Origin of the sequence: Paenibacillus sp. EKM211P (assembly GCF_011066175.1) — a bacterium.
Taxonomy (GTDB): Bacteria; Bacillota; Bacilli; order Paenibacillales; family Paenibacillaceae; genus Paenibacillus; species Paenibacillus polymyxa.
Genome location: NZ_JAAMNS010000006.1, coordinates 164,259 through 187,429, shown reverse-complemented (window position 1 = coordinate 187,429; position 23,171 = coordinate 164,259). Strand labels below are relative to the sequence as shown.

Genomic DNA, 23,171 nt, shown 5'->3' with positions numbered 1-23,171 from the left:
TAATTTGAAAGGATGATAAGGATTGACCGAAGCAATAGAATTTTATGTAAGCCTTTTAGATGATAAAATTTCTAATGAGATTCTTAGCGATTTCAAAGAAGTTGTGCCGGGTTTTACAAAACAGGCACCATTGAAATTAAAAAGAAATTATATTATTCAAATATTTAAACGTCAGACGCCTAAGACACGAAAGAAAACGATTGATCCATTTTTTTACCATATAAACAATAGACACCAACTAAGCGATTTATCAAGTGTAACATCAAATGAAGAATTTTTAGCGCGTGTATCCTCTGAGAATATACCTGACTATTTGAAAGTTGCATTGACTTTAAAATATGATATGAAGCTTTTTGAAGAAATTATGCCAGTGTTGAAAAAAAGACTGGATAATAATGAATGTTTATTTGATTTTACTTATGAAGTTAAAGATGAGGAAGAAGCAACTAAGAAATTAAGACAAGATCTCTACTTGGATGAGGAGCAAAAAGATAACCTTTTTAAAATTGCTATATCACTACTTCCCGATGAACAAATAAAAAAAAATAAGGCAGAGCTCGATAAAGTGGGAGGTATGTCACTTACAGATTTCTATACTTCTTATTGGAAATCTCAGGATGATGGGATATTGTCATTGGCGTATGCTGTTGAAAATGAACAGTTAGACTATTCCTTAAAATATGGATTGGTCACCGACTTTATATACAAATGTGCTAAAAAAGGACAAAAAGAAGTAGATAAGTTAGAGAAAATGAAAAGCTATAAAGTAAAGGTCGAGGAGCTAGAGGATTCAGTAAGTGTACTAAAAGAAAAACTTAAAATTACAGAAGAGCGCAATAAGGAGATTACCATTACTAAGAAACAGGTTCTGAGTCTTCAAGAGCAAGTAAACAAAGTGCAATTTACAGTCGCTGAGAAAGAAACAGAAATTGAGAGATTAAATAGTCTTGGAAATTCAAAATTAGAGGAACAGAAGTTACTATATGATTCTAAACTCCAAAAAAAGGACCAAGAAATTCTTGAACTCCAACGCAAGTTAGATAGTTGGAAAGTTGAACCAACAGAGAAAATAAATGATTTCTGTGTAATATATGAATCTTCAGATGTGTCTTTAGTACAGAGTTTATTTCCAGAAATAATTTTTGTAGCTTCCAAGGAGTGGTCAAAACAAAGAGGTGACCTTGTGAAAAATGGACTTACTCGTATATATATTCAACAGAATGGTATTTCATCAAAGAGGTTATTTGCTATACAAGAAAAAGCGGGACTTCATTATTCTACCTTCATAATGCATGATCACAAGTCTTTGATTGAACTTATATCTTTGTGGAAAAGAGGAGAAAATCCAAATGTTTAGATTAGATAAAGAAGAAAAAAGTCGCTTTAAAAATACATCCAATTGCCTCATGCTTGGTAAACTGGCAAGTAAAGATGAATTGTACTATTCAACTGATGATCCAATTATGCCTTTTGGTCAATCCAGTAATCCACAATTTTTTGTTAAACCTCTATCACCAGAACCAGTTCCTTTACTTGAATTAAATAGTATGTTTATAGAGAGGAATCTTAACCCGCTATATATTGGTTTAACTGATAATAATTTACGATTCCCGCGCAACTTTTACCCGGCAGGTTATATGTATACATATGATCTTGATAAGCGCATTGATTCATTAAACAGAAGATTGGAAAATAAATTAATTGTATTCCGACCGCAGATCAATTATTCGAAGGCATTGGATGGTTATTCAGAAAAAATATTTAAAAATATTGAAATATTAAATATAGACGATGGTTATAGAGATGGTGCAGAATATGCCTCAGTTCCAAAGTTGGGAATGAGTATAAGCTCATGGGATTCATCTCTTCAGTCAGGAAAAGCGCTTCGATTTCAGGATTTTTATTATCATAGTGAAGGTCCAAAGTATGTTATTTGTGGGGAATACCTCTATAAACTTAATGGCGATTGGAACGCATCTGATGATCATGGATGGGTTTATGAATCATCATTTGATAGTACGGTAGAAAGGGTGAAAATTGATCCAGATGCTATTTCGGATTATCAAATTTATGGAAGTGATAATCTAGTTTTTCTTGATCTAAAATATTTGCAAGAAGCCGAATCTTCCTTTGTTCGTGTTGCAGTTGAAGACAAGGAACGAGTGGACTCGAAACACGATATGTCATCTAAAACACATCATCTGCACGAGGAAAAAAATGGTAGTGATCAAGATGAGATTGATTATGACAATCTAGAAATACAATTTATCGAACATCTAACAACTCTTGGAGAATCTAAAAGATTGTTTTATGATCTTGATGATCTAATAAATTTCCATGTGAGTGTAAAAACCAATCCGATAACCGTACTTGCAGGTATGTCTGGAACAGGTAAATCCCAACTTGCTCTGCTTTATGCGGAGGCAATGGGGCTTAAACAAGATAAAGACACACTTTTAGTATTACCAATCAGTCCAAGCTATACGGAACCGAGTGATCTGTTGGGGTATCTTAATGCTTCCACAGGGCTCTATGTTCCATCGGATACTGGCTTTGTAGAATTTTTAAAACATGCTAAAGATGACCCCGAACAGATGCATATGGTTGTTTTTGATGAAATGAATTTAAGCCAAGTTGAACATTGGTTTGCCCCATTCATTAGTATCTTAGAACTACCAGAAAATCAGGAGAGAAGATTGAGATTATATAACAAAGATATGGCAACTTGTCATAATCGTTCTGATTACCCTGATTCCATTGAAATTGGTGATAACATTGTATTTATTGGAACTGCAAATATAGATGAAACTACTAAGAACTTCTCGGATCGCTTTTTGGATCGAGCCAATATTGTAACATTGAGAAAATTGTCTTTTAGCTACCTAGCAGAACGTGAACCTGTTGAACCTACTAAGCCTCTTATTTCGTTTGGAGCGAAGGATGTATTTACAAAATGGCGTAGTGAGAATCATGCAATAGGTGCCTTTAGCTTAGACGAGCTGAAATTTTTTGATCAGCTTCATGAAACAATACAACAATATGACAATCAAAAGGGAGTTTCCCATCGAGTTATTCGCAAAATGGGCGAATATCTAAACTCCATACCTTTAAATTCGTCAGGCAAACCTTATCTTGACCGGAAAATTGTAATTGATCTTCAGATTAAACAACGTATATTAACAAAAATTCGTGGTTCATCCGATCAATTTCAGGATCTAATCGGTACGGCAAGTGAAACCCAAGGGGACGTTCAGCAGAGTGAATTATTTACTCTCTTCATTAGCGAGCAAGCGAGGGAAATAAGCGACTTTGAGTTCACACTTGCCGAGATACACCGCAAGGCTCGGGAGATGAGAATTCATGACTATGCATCCTAGAGTATTTATTGGATACCGATATAGTTATGAAAACTGGAAGGAAGGTGAACTCCAGTTAACTAAGGTTGAAGAAAATGATTTATCTCCTACTGTAGAGGTAAACGAGTATCAGGCAATTAGAATTCGATTTGAATCAACTGATTCATTAGATAGACTCTACGTTGATCGTTTTGACAGTGATGAATTATTAGAACTCTCTCCTTCTAAGACGGAGGAGCTTGTACAGGCTAATGATACTGATAATATGCCAGCGCCCGGACACTATATGGTGAGATTAGAGACAAAACAGGGGACTTATCAGGGAATGTATACTATTAAAGGTAGCAACTTTGATGAGGATCGTTTTTTCTATCTTCGGAAGTATTTGGAGCAAAAGATTGCAGGATTATCCTATGATATTGTGACTCGTAGGTTTGGGGTATACGTGGATGAAAATCAGTCATCAGCGCATGTGCTAAATATTTATCAGCATATTCAATCAAAACTTCGTAGATTAAAACATGCTTTGGGATTGATAATAGAGGCACCTTCTGAACATATTGTACAGCAGTACCACCTTCGTTCAGTGTCTAAAAAGCCTGACTTAAAAAGTCAAAGGTGGCTTGCTACAAAGGGCGGGCAAAAAAACATTAATTTATATCGTCCTGAAAATTTCTATGAGAAACATGCTGTTATAACTCCTGACGTTCCTGAGAATCAATGGCTTAAATGGTTTCTTGTTTTTTTGAAGCGCAACATTAAAAATTTAGAATACAGCTATCGAAAACGATTAGAGTCGCAAAAAACCAGAATCAAGTCTGCTCAAGAAAAACTTGAACAAGTAGATTTTAGCCTATCTAATTATGATCAGAAAGGAATGCAGTATGGGAGTCAAACCGTTGTGAGACAACTGCGGAAGGAGCGTGAAGGGATAAAAAGGACATTACAACAGGAAGAAGCAAATGGGGAAAAAATACAGAATGAATTACAACAGATATTACGTATAGTTAGTATGTTCTCTAGGTACCTCGAGAATGGTTGGTTAAAAGATGTAAAGTATATGCCAGTTTTTAAGCGTCCGCCTCTTTTAGTGCTTAGGGATCAACGGTACTCAGTATTGTATCGTTTATACAAAGATATTCATACTGATATGAAGAGGAATCCTTCTAATCGTCAAAGTACCTATCCTTTTAAACGATCATCTGTCTTAATGGAAGTCTATTCAACATGTTTGGTCATTGATGTTTTAAAAGAGTTAGAGTTTGATTGGGATTCGGGCTGGCTTGCTGACCATTATCAAGAACAATATGTGGGTGAGCTTTTAACAGGTGAAAGAATGATCTTCAGAAAAAATGAATATCGTTTAGAGCTTATATATGACCAGGAGATACCAAAACGTTTGAATGAGGATGAGTTTGGATTTATAGCAAATAATCATAGCAGACCTGACCTTCGATTGGATTTATATAATACTGATGGTAAACTTATCAAATCACTAATCATTGAAGTAAAGTATCGAAAATACAGATATTTATGGAATGCTCGGCTCAATCGAGAAACAGATGATTTTATTCAAATCAGCGATTATAATCGAATCCTATATCGTTGTCCTATTGAAAGAAATCGTAGTAACAAGATAGATAAAGTTATTACGTTGTATCCTAAGCAAACAAACGGAACTGCATACGAACATAAATACGATAAAACTGTCACATTTATTCAAATAGAACCGATTGATCCTAACTCAGGTGAAGTTTCTTTTGGATATGGGTACCTTAAGAAAGAAATAGGAGAATTTATTGAGAAAAATATTCTGTTGAGTAATAGAGATATACTTGGCGGTAGTTTAACAGTAAAATGACGCTTTTGGTGAAGGTCCTTATTAAATTAATGTAAATGAAGAGGGCAGATAGGGGAATAAGGACGGTACAGACTGATGCAATACAAAATCATGATAAAGGTTAAGTAAACTTTTTCTGTTTGTTGTTTTGAAACGGAGTCAACAAAAAGCACGAAGCCCATGCATTATCTGCATCGGTAAATGCTAGATGAATAGTAGAGGAGTTTTAAGCATGGTGAAAACAGTGAATAATACACCTATTTCTATTTTATTATCATTTCTAAAATCAGTTAAAGAGTATAAGAAAAGTAAAAATGGTACGATTTATTTAGGTGAAAAGGGGGTTACAGTTAAATCAGCTTTTTGTATAATATTGGAAATAAAAGAAAATGATCTGTTTGGTACTTTAAGTGGATACTTGTCATTAATCGACTTAGTAAAGAAACAAGTGGAAACTAATTTTAAAAATAAGGATAGATATATTACTCAATTAGATGAAATACAAAGAGCCTTTATTGCTGTCGGTTTAGATAATGATATAACGAAATTTCAACACTACATTACTGATGTTATTATAAATACTCTCGAATTATGTTCTGATGGTCTTGAAGAAAAAGAAGAGATTATTACCGTGTCAAAAGAGCAATTAGAAGATATTGAAACCCAAATAGCTGATTTGAGTAAACAATTAGAGGAATCTGCGTTACCTAAAAAGCTGATAGCTGTCCTTCTTCATAAATTAGATGATATTGAGGCTGCCGTTCAACGTTATAAGCGTTGGGGAATCAATGAATTTGAGAAAGTCTATGACTCATTATTAGGTGGACTGTATAAAAGTAGAGAAAGTATTGACTTGGAGAAGAATAAAGGCGTTTTACAAAAAATCGATACTTTTATGAAAACATTATTAGGATTTACTAGTGATGGTGGGGAAATAGTTGAAAATGCTATTGAAATAACAGAAAAGGTTACTGACTTCTTGAAGTAAGTTTAATAGCAAGATACTTCCCCAAACATCCTTAGCATCATGCGGCGGCGAATTGTGGATTTGCAAAGCCACGGTTCGACTCCATTTAAAAAACCCGCTCATAGAGCGGGTTTTTGCTTTTTAATGGGTTTGAATGTGGACCCAAGTGTAACTTTAACTCTACAAACTCCGATTATCCAAACCATTTGATAAAATCATTTTTATTATGGGAGCAGCCTTTCCAAGTCATAATAACTGCTTTTATTCTGAGCAAGGAAGGATTCAATTCGATCCATTGTCCGTTCCCATATCAATCCCCTTTTCCATATTAATTTCAGAAATATACATTGAAAATAACGCATGCTATGGTTCTTTCTGTAAACAAAATCTCTATTCTGGCCGATACATACATAAGATGGGTTATTGTTAAATATGCCCTTTTGCTTTTATATTTTGAATGAAACTCTCATCTTTTTAAGAAGAAGGGACTAACCCTATGAGCTATATGGACGAGCATATTTTAAGTCTCAAAAATAGGCTTAATTATGATGTTGCATCTAATAACGTAAATACGAGTCTTTCTCAAACTGCTATATCTGATCAGGATCAATCCGTGTCTGGAAAAAGTATGGTGTTGCGGTTAGGTGATGAGTTCATTGCGTTGGAATGGAGAATGATTTTGGACGGGCAATTGGAAGTAAGCGCGCCGAAATCTTTTAGCTTGATGCCACTGGAGCAGGCCCAATTTAAGTATCCTTCGGAATATCGTCCAGAGGTCATTTATACCTCGGAGGATGGAACGGTGAATATCACCTTTAATCGGACAGAGTCCACTTTGGCAGACGAGGAACTTTCTGAGTTTGTGGAACAAATGGCGGACACTTTGCGAGCTGTACAACCGATCCGTAACTGGTTGGGCACTCAAGTGATCGTAAATCATTGCGGTCTGTCCATTGGAGTGATCCGTTTTGTTGCTGCAGGCGTGGATACGAATTTGTACAACGAAATCCTGCTGTTCACCCATGCAGGACAGGTGATGATGGGGACGTTTAACTGTACGGAATCGGACATGGAGGTATGGATACCTGTAGCGGAAAACACAGTGCAGTCGCTTCATGCAGTTTCATTGCCCTTACAAACTACGCTTGAGAAAGGAGCGGATTCGCTATGAGTCTGGGCTACGATAATATCCAAATCCAGCCTTACGAGCTGGTTGAGCTGGAGCAGCTTACCCTCACGAAGAAAATCAACGAGCATACTCGGCTCTATTTTACAGGGATCATCCCGGAAGAGATGCAAGACAGCTATGTGGAAACGACGGAAAAGAACACGGTGATTGAGGTAAGCCAGCAGAATGAATTGGGTGAAAGTAAGCCGCTATTCAGCGGGATTGCGCTATCGGTCGAAGTGAAGGTTGTGCGGGATGTGTACTATCTGGAGGTAGAGGCGATATCCCATACTTATCGGATGGATATTCAGCAACGCACCCGTTCTTTTCAATATACCAAAATGACGATTCCTCAGATGCTGGAGCAGATTGGTAAGGATTATGAAGGGTTGGATGTGATTGATGGAGCGACAGGTGGAGAGCCCATTGGACGGATTGCCATTCAGTATCAGGAAACGGATTGGGCTTTTTTAAGACGCATGGCTTCCCGCTATCATACGAGTCTGATGCCTGTGGCGCGTTTTGACAGTCCTAAATTTTATTTTGGCATTGAAGACAGCCCTGCACAGACCGTGCTAGATCATACCCGTTATACGGTACGCAAGCAGATGCTGCCTTTTCGCTACTTTCAGGAAAATGAGCAGGCGAAGGTGAACGAAAATGATTTTATTTTTTATGAGGTGGAGACAGACGAGGTGCTGGATCTGGGCGCTCAGTTGACCTTTCAGGGACACAGTTTGTATGTCATTGAGGCTTATACGGAGATGAGGCAAGGGCTGTTGCGGCATCAATATGTGCTTGCCTCGTACAAAGGCTTACGGCAGAAAGGCTATTATCAGGAAAAGCTGGCGGGTGCTTCATTAGGCGGGGTGGTCGTAGACGTACGTCAGGATCAGGTACGTATCCATCTAGATTGCGACAAGAAGCAGGCGGTCGATCAAGCGCATTGGTTCAATTATTCGACGGTGTATAGCGGCGGGGGACATACAGGCTGGTACGTAATGCCGGAGAAAGGGGACCCGGTTTCACTCTATTTTCCGGGCAGCCGTGAAGAGGATGGGGTAGCAGGCAGTGCAGTCCGACGTGCAGACAGAGGAAGCGGGCATAACAAGTTTTCCAATCCGCAGATGAAAATATGGCGAACACCTCATGGAAAAGAAATTCGTTTGGGACCGGATGAACTGGTCGTGACGGGTAAAGATGGTGCTATTTTTATCAAGCTGGACGATAAGGAAGGCATTCATATTATGAGCAATAAAAAGGTAAGTATCTCGGCGGGTGGTAATCTGAGCTTGTCGGCTGGGAAAACGATGAATTTGTCGGCAGGCAGCGAGCTGCGTATGGATTGCAATGGCAGTCATATTCAATTGAGTGGATCAGCGGATATGAAGGGCAGTGAAGTGAAGTCGAATTAGGCTGTAGGGCAGCGGACGAATGACATCAGCCTGTAGATATGAGTTTATGAAGAGCTTTGGGTGGTGGTTGAGTACAAATGGAGAAGCCTATGGATGAGTTAGAACCGCAATGGCAAGCCATTTTGAATCAGGCGTGGTTTCTCATCCGCAGAGACTGGGCACTGAAGTTCAAGGGGACACAGGAGCAACGGATTCAGGCCTGTGTCGAAGAGTTTCGGGGATATTGCCAGCACATTCGGCAAGAGCAGCTTCAAGGAAGAAAAGGAAAGATCGGTTATATCACGTACTCTATGCTGCGTACCACGTGGCTGGAAGAACGACCTGCTTATTTCGTAGAGGCTTCTGATGTTTTATGGATGCTTGATCCGCAGCCGATCCGATTTGAATGGGATACAAGCTGGACATATTCCTACTGGACCGATTTGCAGCGACAATTGCGAGGGGAGGTAGAGAAGCAGCATGTTTCTCTATCGGAGCTTGAATGGGAGCAGATAATGTTGGAGGCAGCAGTACACATTCATGCGCTCGTTGTGAATGCTTTGCGTTTGGCGATGAAACAGGCGGTGTGCTTGCCGGAGTTTCAAGAGCTGGAGCGAGATGAGACGTTCGAGATTCGTGTGGGGGAATATATGGATCATAGTGTGTCGGTATATCGAGAAGATCGCAGAGCCATGGAGGCAAATGAAATCCAGTCGTGGTTGGAGGAAAGAGAAGAACATGCGTACAGCTATCAGGCGTTGACCCAAGTTGAACTATCGGATGGGGATTACAGCCTGTTGGATTTCCGTTATACAGCCTTTCGCCAAATCAGAATGGAACACAGCCGTCTGCATGGTTGTATCCTGGTAGGAACGGTGTGGCAGGAAAGTCAGCTAAATGGAATCGATTTGACATACAGCGTACTTCATGGAGCCAATTTTAGCGGATGCTCGTTGAAAGAGGCCATATTGGATGTCGTTATAGGTAACGCCGGATATGGATCAGATGCTTCACTAGATTGGGAGGCATTGGGTTTTGCTGGCGTAGATTTCACAGGGGCGAGCTTGCAGGGGGCCCGTTTTCAAGATGCACAGTTGCGGGGAGCCATATTTCAAGAGGCGTTACTACAAAAAGCGTCCTTGGACGGGGCAGACCTCACGGATGCCTGCTTTGTTGGAGCAGATGTGACAGGTGCATCCTTTAAAGGGGCTTGCCTGATCGGGACTGATTTTACGGGTGCAAACGTACAAGGAGTCATTTTTACCGATGAACAGCGTAGAGGAGCCATTGGTTTGGAGTGGTCTACACAGGTCAGGGATGCTGCTAGCAAAAGGGGGTGGTTGCACTGAGATATTTTCGACTGATGGTAGACGAGCGGGTAAAGCATCGGGTGGAGCCTGCTGCGCTGTCTCCTTTGCAAGTAGAAGATATCCTGACGGAGGCCGAGGGACAGCAACAGCAGGATGAACCTCTTTTTTTGGCTGTACATACCGATCCACGAACAGTGTACCCGGATTTTTTGGAATTTCCCCTACCACTGGTGTCCGATCGGATGAAAGTATTATTGGAGAAATATATGCCGGAACTGAAGTGGAAAGCAGCCATCCTTACCGATTTCCAGCAGGCCAGACAGGAGGTATACTGGGTGCTTCGTCCGCCGATGGTGGACTGTTTGTCCGCACAAACGGAATGGTACCTCAATGGTACGTTGAAGCGTTTGCTACTGAGACAGGGGGAGATAGAGCCTCCTGTTTTTCGGATTGAGGGACTGATCGAACCTTATATCTATATCCATTTGGCTGTGGCAGAAAGCCTGCTGCGCCGATCTTTTACAGGTATTCGAGTGCAAAGAGTTGAGATAGAAGCACTAAGGAGGATGGGGTAAGTGGGAGAAGCCCAGGTGAGACCGGGAACGGGTGCAAAAAAAAGCTATGTCGTGGCAGGAGCGATCTTAAGTTGTAGTTATGGCACACAACCTACCCGTTTGAAGAGACCTTTTAGCCATGGAGTCTACGTAAAAAACAAAGCACAAATGAACATTGGAGATTACGTTCCAGGAGTGAACATTCAGTCTTTTGGAAATTGCTCCAGTCCCTTAAATCCAGCTGTGCAGGCTAGTGAGATGGTAGACATCTATGGCGTGAAGAAGGCTCCGTGTGTTCCAGTCCTGACCATGCCGTGGCTGAATGGGAAAAGTGATGTGAAGATCGAAGGACAGCCGGCTTTGACACAAAACTGTACCCATCAATGTCTGTATTGTGGTCATATTCAAATTGAAAATGATGGACAGGAGCTGGACTAAGGGTCTGTTTCAAAGCTGTTAGGTTTCGAATTGTATTCGGGACGTGTATACAGTTGAACTGAAGGCTGCTTCGCATTCGTATCAGATGGATATCCAGATAAAGAAGCGATCTTATCAGGATATCCGTCTTACCTACGACGGTCTGGTCACTGCGATGGTACGTTTAAAATACAAGTAATATCAGTATGGAGATGGCCTTGATATTATGGGGGTGAGAAGGTACTCAAGAGTTCATCATCTTCTTCTCTTTGTAATAAAGTATTGACAAGAATAAAAATGTATTATATCTTTATATCAAGATAAATAAATTAAAGATAAAGACAAACAGAAAATTTTGCATAGGGAGGTATACACATGATTGCGATTTTAGAAAGAATTAATCAGTTGGCAAACAAAGCAAAAGAAGTTGGGTTAACTGAAATTGAAAAAACGGAGCAAATGGATCTTCGCAAGGAATACCTTCAAATCTTCCGGGGCTCTGTACAAAGCATTCTCTTGAACGCTACGATTTATGATCCAAATGGTGATGATGTAACTCCTGAAAAACTTAGAAGAGAGCAGGCTAAAATCGTTAAACCATGAATTTAGCTTTGCCAAATATCTCTAATTTAAAAATCTTTAAATAATAAATATAATATGGAGCGTGATTTTATGTTGGCGAGTGGATTGTTGTTGATACGTTTGGTAGTAGGATTGCTATTTGTGGGGCACGGGGCTCAGAAGCTTTTTGGCTGGTTTGGTGGTTATGGTCCAAAAGGTACCAGTGGTTGGATGGAATCAATCGGGATCAAGCCCGGAGTACTGATGGCCGTGGCCGCTGGATTGATGGAATTGCTGGGAGGAGCTCTATTTGCTGTAGGACTGCTTACTCCACTGGCAGCATTGTTGATTACGATGACGATGCTTGGAGCGATTGTCAAAGTACATGGTCAAAACGGGATCTGGGCCACCGCTAATGGCTATGAATATCCGCTGGTTCTTATTGCTGTCGTAGTCGGTATTGCGTTGATAGGCGCAGGTCCATATTCCATTGATGCAATACTTCATTAATACATGAACCTAAGTCATTAAAAATTACCAATGATAAAAATAAGGATTTCTACAATTAAAAGGAGGATTTTATATGTCACTTCAAACTGCAGGTATTCATCATATTACAGCTTTTGCTGGTAATCCGCAGGCAAATGTCGATTTCTATGCAGGTATTCTTGGACTTCGGTTAGTGAAGAAAACGATCAACTTCGATGCTCCTGAGGTTTACCACTTGTATTTTGGTAACGAGGCAGGAAGTCCTGGAACGATCATTACTTTTTTCCCGGCACCAGGAACTCCCAAAGGGCGAGTCGGAGGCGGTCAGGTGGGCATAACCTCGTATGTGGTACCGCCAGGTTCACTTGATTTTTGGCAGCACCGTTTGCAAAGCTTTGGTATTGAAGTTACGAAAACAAGCCGTTTTAATGAACAATATCTTCAATTCGAGGATAATGAGGGCCTACGTCTTGAGCTTGTTGAACGTGCGGAAGGAGCGAACAGTACTTGGTCTTACGATGGCATTTCGGCTGACAACGCCATTAAAGGGTTCGGAGGCGCCGTACTATTTAGCGTCAATCCACAGAAAACGATGGATGCATTGGAGAGTATACTCGGATTTACGAAAATCGACGAAGATGCCGAATATGCTCGTTATCAATCTGCAGGAGAAATCGGTAATATCGTGGATGTTCCGCTTGCCAAGATGGGTTTAGGCTTTGGTGGAGCAGGCACAGTGCATCACATTGCATGGCGCGCAAAAGATTTCGAGCAACATGAAGACTGGAGAAGCACAGTTCAGCATTATGGGTATCAGCCGACTCCCATCATCGACCGCCAATATTTTAATGCGATATATTTCAGAGAAGCGGGCGGCATACTATTTGAAATTGCTACAGATCCACCGGGCTTTGCTAACGATGAACCTGCGGAATCTTTGGGGCAGAAATTAATGCTACCAGAGTGGTATGAACCGCAGCGGGCTCAGATCGAGGCAAACCTGCATCCTATTGAAGTGAGAACATTAACAGAAAAGCAAAAGTAAATGAAATGGCTGCTGTTTTGCATCCAGATGAAGTCACATATATCCACAATCTCATTCGATTGTGGATTTTTCATTCGATGAATTACCTCCTGAAAATGAAATCTTCCGCAATTAACCTATATTTATGATTTGACTAATCTAATATACGACATTATCTATCCAAGACAGAACCTGCTTCCAGGTATATATCTCATGACCTTCCGCCCTCTTGTTATTACACCAGCTTTTCAGACTTTACTAACATTTCTCGTAACACATGAGCGACTCGGCTTTTCCGGTTCTCAGCTTTCCTTTGTATCGCTCGTAATGATTGTTGGTATGCTGGGGTGTTGTTGTGATAATAAAACTGCTTGGCAGCAATGCGTAGTGTCCTTCTCAACAACATAGCCGATGAACGTGTTAACCTGGAACGGAGTCCCCTGCGCAATACTCGCAGCGTATTTTTGTAGGTCTCAAAATCCTCGGATGGAGGAATCAGAGCAAATAAATTTAACGAGGAGTCATTGAACCCGTAAGTTTCATACATGATTCTTAAATTTTCCGTATTTAAAACGTTACCTCTAAGATGGGTTGGATGCTCCTGATGATACCCGACCACCTCTTTGATGCAATAAAAAGGGATTTTTAAGCGATGCAGTCTATAGCCAAGATCCCAGTCTTCCAGTCCATACAGTACAAACCGTTCATTGAAACCTCCAATACGAATTAAGTGGTTGCGTCTGATGGCCACACAACGAGTTACTAGCATCATCCAGGGAGCTACGTCCGTTGAGGCAAATTGTTTCTGCGTATTGGGAGGAACCCTTGTGGGACTAACGACTTTAGACAGTGCGCCCGTTTGATGAAGGATATCTTCTGGCGTTATGACCGGGGTAATTTCATTCGCTGTTTCAAAGTCAGGATTCCATAAGCCGGATTGTGTAAGTATGCTCCGACAATGTTCTTTTTCTTCCACAGAAAAATCAGGGTGATAGTGGGTAAATGCATCGTCCCACGAGTGCGGAATGCCTGAAAACACAGATTTGGGATACTTGCGGTGATAACGGCTCACGGTTTTAATGAAATGAGGCAGCACCAAAAAGTCAGCGTCACAGAAAATGATGTATAGCCCTTTTGCTCGGCGCAGTCCCAAATTTCGAACGGCAGATCGACCGCGTTGTTCAGGGTGTGACACATAGATAAGAGGATAGGATGCTTTGAAGCCTTCGACCATTTCTTTCGTTCCGTCTGTAGAACCATCATCAGCTACAATGACTTCGAATAGTTGCTTCGGGTAGGTTTGTGATTCAAATGAAGCGAGTGTGAGCAACAGCTGCTGGGCGCGATTATAGGTTGGAATGATGACGCTGTAGCGGATAGCCAATGTGATCTCCCCCCACCATTCTAATTAGAGAACCTTTGAACGAGATAAATAATAACAATGTATTCAAGGATTTTAGCCTGGTCTAGTCAAACAACCCACAAAGTTCGAAACAGGCTTGCTCCTATGCGGATGTTAATGTGGAAGTGCTGTATTTTTTGCTGATTTGCAGATATGTTTCAGTGGTGTGATGTATATGTCATGGTAGCATTATGCATAAGGATGTAAAGTAGAAGGGACACAAACAAACATGAGATGAAATGGGCATGTTTATGGTAAACTATATGGAGTTATAGAAGACCTGAAAGAGGAGTACTATATGACACAATTTGTCTATAAGCAAATTATTGACGATCTTAAAATGAAAATTTTCGCTGGAAAGTTTGCAGATATGAGATTGCCAGATGAACGTAGTCTTAGTGAGACTTACCAGGTTAGTCGTAGTTCCATTAAACGTGCTCTGACTAAAATGGAGAGTGTCGGAATTATTTTCAAAAAACAAGGTTCCGGGACATTTATTAATCCCTTATACATAAGAAATGAATCTATCTTTAACTACGAGGGCTCTAATCTAGGAGTTACTGATAATTTTCAAATGCATGGCAAAAAGCCAAAAATCAAAGTATTGAGTTTTGAGGTCATTCCACCGACAGAAGAACTACAGCGCGATTTGTTCTTGGACACTCATGATTTTGTTTATAAAATCGTTCGGTTACGTCTGTTTGATGATGATCCATTTATGATCGAAACGGGCTATATCCCCATTAAAATTGTCCAGGATTTAAATCAGACGATTATTGAGGGTTCCATTTTTAATTATTTGGAGGACTCGCGGAACCTGGCCGTCACCAAATCCTTTTTATCTATTTTTGCAGAACCGTCTGAAGAGAATGATCAAAAGCTGCTGCAATTGAAAGAAAATGAACCCGTAGGCATTATGGAGGGTGTTTTCTTTTTGGATAACGGTACCCCATTTGAATTTTCGCATATGCGATTTCACTACAAATATTTGAAATTTAATACCTTTGTATCGGTACACTAATGAAAAGACTGGAGAATTCTCCGGTCTTTTTTTTATAGTTTTGAAAAAGAATTAGAGTCTGCAAACTCTTCATTTATCACAAATTTTATTGGTTTATCCTTCTATATATTTTAATGTAAGAGCTTTTTTACTGTCTTTTTAATTTATATTTCATAGTATGTTCAAAATTTCACAAAATTGGACCGTATCACTTGTGAAAAAGGTTGAATTAATTCAGCGTAGCGTTATGATGTACATGTAGATGAAATTTCCGGAAATAAATTACAAACAAAATTACTAGGGAGTGGACACCATGGCTTTATCACCCGTGTTAGAAGATTACTCGTCTAAAACATATTTGGAAAAACTTGATGCATACTGGCGTGCAACGAACTACATTTCAGTAGGTCAGCTTTATTTAAAAGACAATCCTTTGTTGAGAGAACCTTTGAAAGATTCGGATGTAAAGGTTAAGCCTATTGGACACTGGGGCACGATTCCAGGCCAAAACTTTATTTATGCTCATCTTAATCGTGTTATTAATAAATATGATTTGAACATGCTTTACATTGAAGGCCCTGGTCACGGCGGCCAAGTGATGGTTTCAAATTCATATCTTGATGGAAGCTACACCGAAATTTATCCGCAAATCACGCAGGATATCCCAGGTATGAAGAAACTGTTCAAACAATTTTCATTCCCTGGCGGTATTGCTTCACACGCTGCGCCTGAAACCCCTGGATCTATCCATGAAGGTGGGGAGCTGGGCTATTCCCTTTCTCATGGTGTAGGTGCTATTCTAGATAATCCGAATCTGATCTCGGCTGTTGTTATTGGGGATGGTGAAGCTGAAACGGGTCCATTGGCCGCTTCGTGGTTCTCTAACCGATTTATCAATCCAATCACGGATGGCGCAGTGCTGCCGATCTTACATTTAAATGGCTTCAAAATTAGTAACCCAACGATTATGTCTCGCCAATCAAAAGAAGAGTTAACCTCGTTCTTTAAAGGTTTGGGTTGGGAACCATTCTTTGTTGAAGGTGAAGATCCTGATCACATGCACCCAGAAATGGCGAAAGTATTGGATACTGCCATCGAAAAGATTGAAGCTATTCAAAAGAATGCGCGTGAAAATAATGACCTTACTCGTCCGGCGTGGCCAGTGCTTATCTTCCGTTCACCTAAAGGCTGGACAGGTCCAAAGGAATGGGATGGCGTGCCGAATACAAATTCGTTCCGTGCCCATCAGGTTCCAATTCCGGTCGATCAAAAAAATATGCAGCACGCGCCTGCTTTATTAGAATGGCTGAATAGCTATAGACCAGAGGAATTGTTTGACGAAAACGGTCGGTTAAAAGCAGAGATTGCTAAAATTTTGCCTACTGGCGATAAACGAATGGGAATGAACCCTGTTGCGAATGCAGGTAACCTTATTAAAGACTTGAAATTGCCTGATTTCCGTAACTATGCGTTGGATAACTCCACGCCTGGTAAAGTGATTGCGCAAGATATGTCTGTGTTAGGTAAATACGTTAAAGATGTGGTTGTTTTAAATGAAGAGAATCGTAATTTCAGAATCTTCGGGCCTGATGAAACGATGTCTAATCGCTTGGCTCCTGTTTTTGAAGTAACCAAACGCCAATGGATGGATCAAATTATTGAGCCTAATGATGAATTCTTGTCATCGTATGGTCGTGTCATTGATTCCCAATTATCTGAACACCAAGCTGAAGGATTGCTGGAAGGTTACGTGTTAACAGGTCGTCATGGTTTCTTTGCAAGTTACGAAGCCTTCCTGCGTGTGGTTGACTCGATGATCACTCAACACTTCAAATGGCTGCGTAAAGCAACGGATCAAGGATGGCGTGCAGATATCCCATCATTGAATGTTGTAGCAACTTCAACGGTCTTCCAACAGGATCATAACGGGTATACACACCAAGATCCAGGCTTGTTGGGTCATTTGGCTGATAAGAAACCAGAATTTATTCGTGAGTATCTGCCAGCTGACGCCAACTCTCTTTTAGCTGTTTTTGACACTATTTTAAATGACCGTCAAAAGATCAATTTGGTTGTTTCGTCCAAACACCCACGTCCACAATGGTTCTCTGCTGATGAAGCAAAAGAATTGGTAGACAAAGGGTTGAAGATTATTGACTGGGCAAGTACAGATCAAGGCGGAGAGCCTGATATTGTCATCGCTTCTGCTGGTACAGAGCCAACGATTGAAAGCTTAGCTGCGATCTCGATTTTGCATAAAAAACTGCCTGACTTGAAGATTCGCTACATCAACGTAGTAGACTTACTGAAGCTGAGAAGCCAAAAGTTAGATCCTCGTGGATTATCTGACGCTGAGTTTGATCAATTTTTCACAAAGGACAAGCCAGTCGTATTCGCTTTCCATGGTTACGAAGGTCTGATCAAAGATCTGTTCTTTGACCGTCATAACCATAATCTGCATGTACATGGTTACCGTGAAAATGGCGATATTACGACACCATTTGATATGCGTGTATTGAATCAAATGGACCGTTTTGACTTGGTGAAGGAAGCTGTTCTAAGCTTACCTAACGCTGGAAAGTACGCAAATATTGCGGATGAAATGGATGCAATAGTTAAGAAACATCATCAGTTTATTCGTGAAGAAGGTATTGACTTGCCAGAGGTAGAGAACTGGGTATGGGAAGGCCTGAAATAAAAAAGTATAGTACATTTCAGCTTTGTGTTGGACAACCAAGCAGTCAAGTATGAGCTGGAATATATGATTTGGTAGTAGTATAGATGTGCCTGACCCCTTGAATTCAAGTATGATTTCAACGGGGATCAGGCACTTTTTGATGTAGCACACTGAGAATTTAATAGGGAAGTCACGAGCAAGTGGGTAATAAGTATATGGGAACCGAATGGTTCACTGTATTTTGTCTGAATATTGAAGAGGTGTTATGGTATAAGAGAATAGGAGAGAAGGCTGTTAATATGAACCATCAAATTCCAGAGAAGGTATTAAATGATGGCACTAAGGTGCCTGCCATTGGATTTGGAACTGCTGGGTTGAAGGGTGCAGATGGAGTAAAAGTGATAACCAGCGCGATTGATGCGGGTTACCGTCTGATTGACACAGCTTTTAACTATGAAAATGAGGGCGCTGTCGGGAAAGCTGTCCAGCAGAGTTCAGTACCGAGAGAAGAATTGTTGATTTGCTCCAAACTTCCAGGTCGTCGACATGCGTATCAGGAAGCCATTGTCACGATCGAAGAGTCACTATATAGAGGCGGTTTGGACTATTATGATCTGTATTTGATCCATTGGCCGAATCCCAAAATTGATCGGTATGTTGAAGCCTGGCAGGCATTGATTGAGGCGAAGAAGCGGGGCTATATTCGTTCGATTGGAGTCTGCAATTTCCTGCCTGAGCATACTGAACGATTGATTCGGGTAACAGGTATCGCGCCGAGCATCAATCAGGTTGAACTGCATCCATTATTTAATCAGGAGCATCAGCGTACCAAAGATGCTGAACAGGGCATTGTGACGGAATCGTGGAGCCCTTTGGGTCGCGGTCACAGCATGATGGAGAACGAGGAGATTGGGAAAATTGCCGCTGCTCATGGCAAAACCGCGACACAAGCGATTTTACGTTGGCATATTCAACTGGGAGCGATCCCAATTCCTAAGGCTTCTTCTGAAAAACATCAGACGGAAAATCTGGACATTTTTGATTTTGAGTTGTCACCAGAGGAAATGAACGTGATTTCAGCGCTTAGCAGGGAAGATGGACGGCTATGGGACCAGGACCCCAATTTCTATGAAGAACTGTAATCTACAATGAATTCGAAGGGTTCAAAAATCTGTAGAGGGTTTTTGAACCCTTTGCTTTTTAGTAATAGCGGAAAGGATGCGATAGGCCTGAGTATAGCTATGATGAATGATGAACATTTTTAACCGGATTTGATGTATGATATGGGGGAATGTAGTCCTTTCGAAGGAGGTCATTATGGGGATTTTATCAAGGTTTAAGGATATTATGAAGGTAAATATCAGCGCCTTATTGGATAAGGCAAGCGATCCGGAGAAGACCATTGATGATTATACGCGGAACTTGAACAGTGATCTGGGCAAGGTGAAAGCGGAAACAGCCTCGGTACTAGCTGATGAGAAAAGAGCGAAAAGAGCACTGGATGAATGTAGAGCTGAGATCAAAAAGCTCCAGCATTATGCAAGTAAGTCTGTGGAAGCTGGCAATGAAGATGAGGCTCGAAAGTTTCTGGAACGTAAAATCTTGCAGGCAGAGAAACTGGAATCGTTACAGACCTCTTATGAATTAGCTTCGGCAAACGCCGTACATATGAAACAAATGCAGGAGAAATTGGTATCCGACATAGGGCGGCTGGAAGTGCGGCGTGCCGAACTTAAAGGGAAGCTGGCAGTCGCCAAAGCACAGCAAGCCTTGAATGCTATGGGCGACCATGATTCTGTATTCGAAGCCTTGGAAGAGAAGGCAAACAAGGCATATGATGAAGCGATGGCGATAGCTGAGCTCCGGGGAGAGACGAAGGACGACCTGGGTGCGTTATTCACGCAATATGAGAAGAGTACCAATGCAGAAGATGAGCTGGCTGCAATCAAGCAGAAAATCAATTCCAAAGAATCATAATAGTTTCTACATGAAGAGGTGAGCAGATGCCGGTTATCGAATACAAATGCCCCAACTGCGGCAGCGGCATGGTCTTTGACAGTGAGACAGGAATGTTATCTTGCCATAGCTGCGGAAGAGAGGACAACATCGATACGATTCCTGATCCTCTGACCAATCGTGTTTTTTCAGAAGATGAGGCCCATGAGTATCATTGCAATAACTGTGGAGCAGTGATTATGACCGAAGTGGAGACGAGTGCAACGGTGTGCAGCTTTTGTGGTTCTGCCGTGGTACTGGGTGATCGACTGACCGGGAAGCTAGCTCCGGCGCAGGTTATTCCTTTTTCGATCAGCAAGGAAGAAGCCATAGCTGCGTTCAAAAAATGGTGCAAGAATGGACGTCTCACACCGAACCGATTCAAGATAGCCGACCGAATCAAGGGAATAACCGGTATGTACGTCCCCTTCTGGTTATATGAATTACATAATCAAATTGAGGTTCAAGGTGAAGGTAACCAAGTGAGAACCTATACGAGCGGAGATTACGAATATACAGAAACGAAGCATTTTGATGTATATCGGAAAATCCGTTTGAATTACGTGAAGGTTCCGATTGATGCTGCGGAGAAAATGAATGACGAGCTGATGGATAAATTGGAGCCTTTTCCTTATGATCAGCTCAAACCTTTTAAAACGCCATATTTAGCGGGCTATATTGCGGAAAAGTATAGTTATAACGAAGAGGAGCTTTTCCCGCGCGTGAAAGACAAAGTGAAGGAATATATTGATGCTTATATTCAGTCCACGGTGTCAGAGTATACGTCTGTGAGTTACACGGAAAAGCAAATTGATACTACATTAAAACAAGCGGATTATGTCCTGCTCCCAGTATGGGTCATCCACTATGACTACAATCAATTGGAGCATACGTTTGCGATGAACGGTCAGACGGGCAAAGTAGTTGGTAAGCCTCCGATTAGCAAGTTCAAAGTGACAGCTTGGTTTGCAGGCATTTTCGGCATAACTCTCTTTTCATTAAGGTTCATAACTTGGCTAATAATGGGGGGAGAATTCTATTGAAAAAATATAGAGCGATTGTGGCTGTTTTGTTGTTCTTTGCTGTTTTTCTAGCGGTTCCTATGGAAATGAAGGGCGAAGCAGCAACGACAGAGATGAAGCCATTGATTTTTGACGAGGCGGGTCTACTTAATCAGGAAGAGTATGATGTGTTGAACTCTATGGCTAATCAATACGGTGCCGAGAGAGAGACAGACATTATTATTTATACGACCAACAATCCCGACAATATGGATGTTATGAAAATGACACAGGATTTTTATGATGATCATGGTCCGGGTTATGACAGGGCTCATGGAAATGCAGTCATTTTAACGATGGATATGAGGAATAGAGAGGTGTACTTGGCCGGATTTTATAAGGCAGAACGGTATCTGGATGACGACAGGCTTACGAAAATCCGCCATGAAATTACCCCGGATCTGACAAACGGCAACTATGGACTTGCCTTTCAAAAGTATATTCTCGGTGCGCACAAATATTTGGCCATTCGCCCAGGAGTGAATCCAGACAGTATATTTTTCAAAGGCTGGCTTCACTTGGCGATTGCGCTGGGATTGGCGTCTATTATTGTAGGTAAGATGGTTTCGAGTTCCGGCGGTCGGGTTACGGTAAATCGGCAGACCTACGAGGATGCAAGCACGTCAGGGGTTCTTGCACATCAAGATCTGTACACTCACACCACGACAACGAAGCGGAAGATTGAAAAGAGCAGTAGCAGCAGCTCATCAGGCGGAGGGGGCGGAACCACCAGCGGCGGTCATTCGCATAGCGGCAGCAGAGGATCATTTTAACGGAAGGGATGGATACAGCACATGGGATTCTTCAGAAATCAATTTGCAAATGTAGTAGAATGGGAAGAATTTAGGGATGATATGATTTTTTGGAAATGGAGCAATCGTGAAATTAAAAAAGGCAGTAAATTAATCATCCGCTCCGGTCAGGACGCGATTTTTGTTAATAACGGCAAGATCGAGGGTATCTTTGAGAATGAAGGGTCATATAACATGGACTCGGATATTATTCCATTTCTATCGACATTAAAAGGGTTCAAGTTCGGTTTTAACAGCGGCATGCGTGTGGAGGTCTTGTTCGTTAATACGAAGGAGTTTACGGTCAAATGGGGAACACAAAATCCGGTTTTGATTCCGACCCCCCAATTGCCAGGCGGGATGCCGATTCGGGCCAACGGTACGTTTAATTTTAAAGTAAATGATTATGTTACGCTTATTGATAAGATTGCCGGGGTAAAGGACAGTTATCTTGTAGAGGACGTTAAAATACGCATTACTTCGGTGTTGGATCAGTTATTGATGAAGTGGATCAGCAGAGAAGGCAAGGATATGTTTAATCTACAGGCAAATGCTTCTGATATTTCGAAGGGCATTCAAGAAGACCTGGATATACAAGTGATGGACAACGGTATGACGATTACAGGCTTTCATGTGATGAGCTTCAATTATCCTCAAGAAATCCAAGATATGATTACGAAGACGGCTTCTCATGAAATGATCGGTAATCTGCAAAAGTACCAACAAGTGACGATGACCGACGGTATGGCATCGGGGAATATAAAAGGTGGCGGTGCTGCGTCGGATATGGCGAGTATGATGATGGGCATGAATATAGCCAATGAAATGATGAAAAATTTGAATCCAAGTCAGCAGCCTCAGGCTGAGACTCAGCCTGCACCCGATGCCCCCACTCCTTCTGGCGACGGTAAAAGGCCAAATTTTTGTCCGAATTGTGGTACAAAAAACGAGGGAGCTAACTTTTGTCCGAATTGTGGACATAAATTGAACGGATAGCTTTGTAAACCAAACAGCAGTTGTTGCAGAGTATTCTCTGTGATAACTGCTTTTTTATTGTAGTTTGTTCAAGCATTTTCTTTATAAATCTGATTTATTGGATTGAAAAAAGTACACAGGATAAGGTACTATAGCTATATAATATGTATTTATATTAACTAATTAGGTA

20 protein-coding genes and 1 pseudogene are annotated in these 23,171 nt (G+C 41.1%); 20 read left to right on the top strand and 1 reads right to left on the bottom strand.

What is annotated here, in order from left to right:
• Nucleotides 1-22 precede the first annotated feature (22 nt).
• The 13 genes and pseudogenes from G9G57_RS12275 to G9G57_RS12220 all read left to right on the top strand — a co-directional run bounded on the left by G9G57_RS12275 (nt 23) and on the right by G9G57_RS12220 (nt 13,101).
• Nucleotides 23-1,357 carry a hypothetical protein gene (locus tag G9G57_RS12275; RefSeq protein WP_164965012.1) on the top strand — a complete coding sequence of 445 codons (1,335 nt, stop codon included), beginning with the start codon at nt 23-25 and terminating at the stop codon, nt 1,355-1,357.
• Nucleotides 1,350-3,377 carry an McrB family protein gene (locus G9G57_RS12270; RefSeq protein WP_164965011.1) on the top strand — a complete coding sequence of 676 codons (2,028 nt, stop codon included), beginning with the start codon at nt 1,350-1,352 and terminating at the stop codon, nt 3,375-3,377. The genes G9G57_RS12275 and G9G57_RS12270 overlap by 8 nt, the downstream gene beginning before the upstream one ends.
• On the top strand, nt 3,361-5,217 hold the full coding sequence (locus G9G57_RS12265; RefSeq protein ID WP_164965010.1) for a DUF2357 domain-containing protein: 1,857 nt from the start codon (nt 3,361-3,363) through the stop codon (nt 5,215-5,217). The genes G9G57_RS12270 and G9G57_RS12265 overlap by 17 nt, the downstream gene beginning before the upstream one ends.
• A gap of 211 nt (nt 5,218-5,428) precedes the next feature.
• The gene (locus tag G9G57_RS12260) at nt 5,429-6,184 is read left to right on the top strand and encodes a hypothetical protein (RefSeq protein WP_164965009.1); all 756 of its coding nucleotides are present in this window, start codon (nt 5,429-5,431) and stop codon (nt 6,182-6,184) included.
• Between the two features lie 475 nt (nt 6,185-6,659).
• Entirely contained in the window at nt 6,660-7,334 is a 675-nt protein-coding gene (locus tag G9G57_RS12255; protein WP_164965008.1) for a hypothetical protein, read from the top strand.
• On the top strand, nt 7,331-8,746 hold the full coding sequence (locus G9G57_RS12250; protein WP_039276512.1) for a contractile injection system protein, VgrG/Pvc8 family: 1,416 nt from the start codon (nt 7,331-7,333) through the stop codon (nt 8,744-8,746). Before G9G57_RS12255 ends, G9G57_RS12250 begins: the two co-directional genes overlap by 4 nt.
• Nucleotides 8,747-8,823: 77 nt before the next feature.
• Nucleotides 8,824-10,074, top strand: coding sequence for a pentapeptide repeat-containing protein (locus G9G57_RS12245; RefSeq protein WP_164965007.1), 1,251 nt, complete (start codon nt 8,824-8,826; stop codon nt 10,072-10,074).
• Nucleotides 10,075-10,088: 14 nt separating this feature from the next.
• Nucleotides 10,089-10,610, top strand: a complete 522-nt coding sequence (locus G9G57_RS12240) for a hypothetical protein (protein ID WP_164965020.1) — start codon at nt 10,089-10,091, stop codon at nt 10,608-10,610.
• The gene (locus G9G57_RS12235) at nt 10,611-11,027 is read left to right on the top strand and encodes a DUF4280 domain-containing protein (protein WP_016820136.1); all 417 of its coding nucleotides are present in this window, start codon (nt 10,611-10,613) and stop codon (nt 11,025-11,027) included.
• A 28-nt stretch (nt 11,028-11,055) separates the two neighbouring features.
• Nucleotides 11,056-11,289, top strand: a pseudogene (locus tag G9G57_RS26405) (hypothetical protein); the annotation flags it as partial.
• Nucleotides 11,290-11,381: 92 nt separating this feature from the next.
• Nucleotides 11,382-11,609 carry a DUF896 domain-containing protein gene (locus G9G57_RS12230; RefSeq protein ID WP_016820137.1) on the top strand — a complete coding sequence of 76 codons (228 nt, stop codon included), beginning with the start codon at nt 11,382-11,384 and terminating at the stop codon, nt 11,607-11,609.
• 69 nt (nt 11,610-11,678) lie between these two features.
• Nucleotides 11,679-12,077: a DoxX family protein gene (locus tag G9G57_RS12225; protein ID WP_019685803.1), complete on the top strand. Its 399-nt coding sequence runs from the start codon at nt 11,679-11,681 to the stop codon at nt 12,075-12,077.
• Between the two features lie 73 nt (nt 12,078-12,150).
• Complete coding sequence (locus tag G9G57_RS12220) at nt 12,151-13,101, top strand: ring-cleaving dioxygenase (protein WP_044786802.1); 951 nt, start codon at nt 12,151-12,153, stop codon at nt 13,099-13,101.
• 214 nt (nt 13,102-13,315) lie between these two features.
• Here the strand turns inward: G9G57_RS12220 and G9G57_RS12215 are convergent, their stop codons facing one another.
• On the bottom strand, nt 13,316-14,464 hold the full coding sequence (locus tag G9G57_RS12215) for a glycosyltransferase (protein WP_044786803.1): 1,149 nt from the start codon (nt 14,462-14,464) through the stop codon (nt 13,316-13,318).
• Nucleotides 14,465-14,780: 316 nt separating this feature from the next.
• On the opposite strand from G9G57_RS12215, the gene G9G57_RS12210 reads away from it, so the two are divergent.
• The 7 genes from G9G57_RS12210 (at nt 14,781) to G9G57_RS12180 (ending at nt 23,002) form a co-directional block, all read left to right on the top strand.
• Nucleotides 14,781-15,503, top strand: a complete 723-nt coding sequence (locus G9G57_RS12210; protein WP_016820141.1) for a GntR family transcriptional regulator — start codon at nt 14,781-14,783, stop codon at nt 15,501-15,503.
• A gap of 292 nt (nt 15,504-15,795) precedes the next feature.
• Complete coding sequence (locus tag G9G57_RS12205; RefSeq protein WP_044786805.1) at nt 15,796-18,180, top strand: phosphoketolase family protein; 2,385 nt, start codon at nt 15,796-15,798, stop codon at nt 18,178-18,180.
• A gap of 278 nt (nt 18,181-18,458) precedes the next feature.
• Entirely contained in the window at nt 18,459-19,301 is an 843-nt protein-coding gene (locus tag G9G57_RS12200) for an aldo/keto reductase (protein WP_164965006.1), read from the top strand.
• A gap of 175 nt (nt 19,302-19,476) precedes the next feature.
• The gene (locus G9G57_RS12195) at nt 19,477-20,136 is read left to right on the top strand and encodes a PspA/IM30 family protein (protein WP_164965005.1); all 660 of its coding nucleotides are present in this window, start codon (nt 19,477-19,479) and stop codon (nt 20,134-20,136) included.
• A gap of 26 nt (nt 20,137-20,162) precedes the next feature.
• The gene (locus tag G9G57_RS12190; RefSeq protein WP_102998394.1) at nt 20,163-21,197 is read left to right on the top strand and encodes a TFIIB-type zinc ribbon-containing protein; all 1,035 of its coding nucleotides are present in this window, start codon (nt 20,163-20,165) and stop codon (nt 21,195-21,197) included.
• A complete protein-coding gene (locus tag G9G57_RS12185) occupies nt 21,194-21,988 on the top strand; it encodes a TPM domain-containing protein (RefSeq protein WP_016820146.1) in 795 nt (264 codons plus the stop codon). Before G9G57_RS12190 ends, G9G57_RS12185 begins: the two co-directional genes overlap by 4 nt.
• Before the next feature lie 21 nt (nt 21,989-22,009).
• Complete coding sequence (locus G9G57_RS12180; RefSeq protein WP_164965004.1) at nt 22,010-23,002, top strand: SPFH domain-containing protein; 993 nt, start codon at nt 22,010-22,012, stop codon at nt 23,000-23,002.
• Nucleotides 23,003-23,171: the final 169 nt, after the last annotated feature.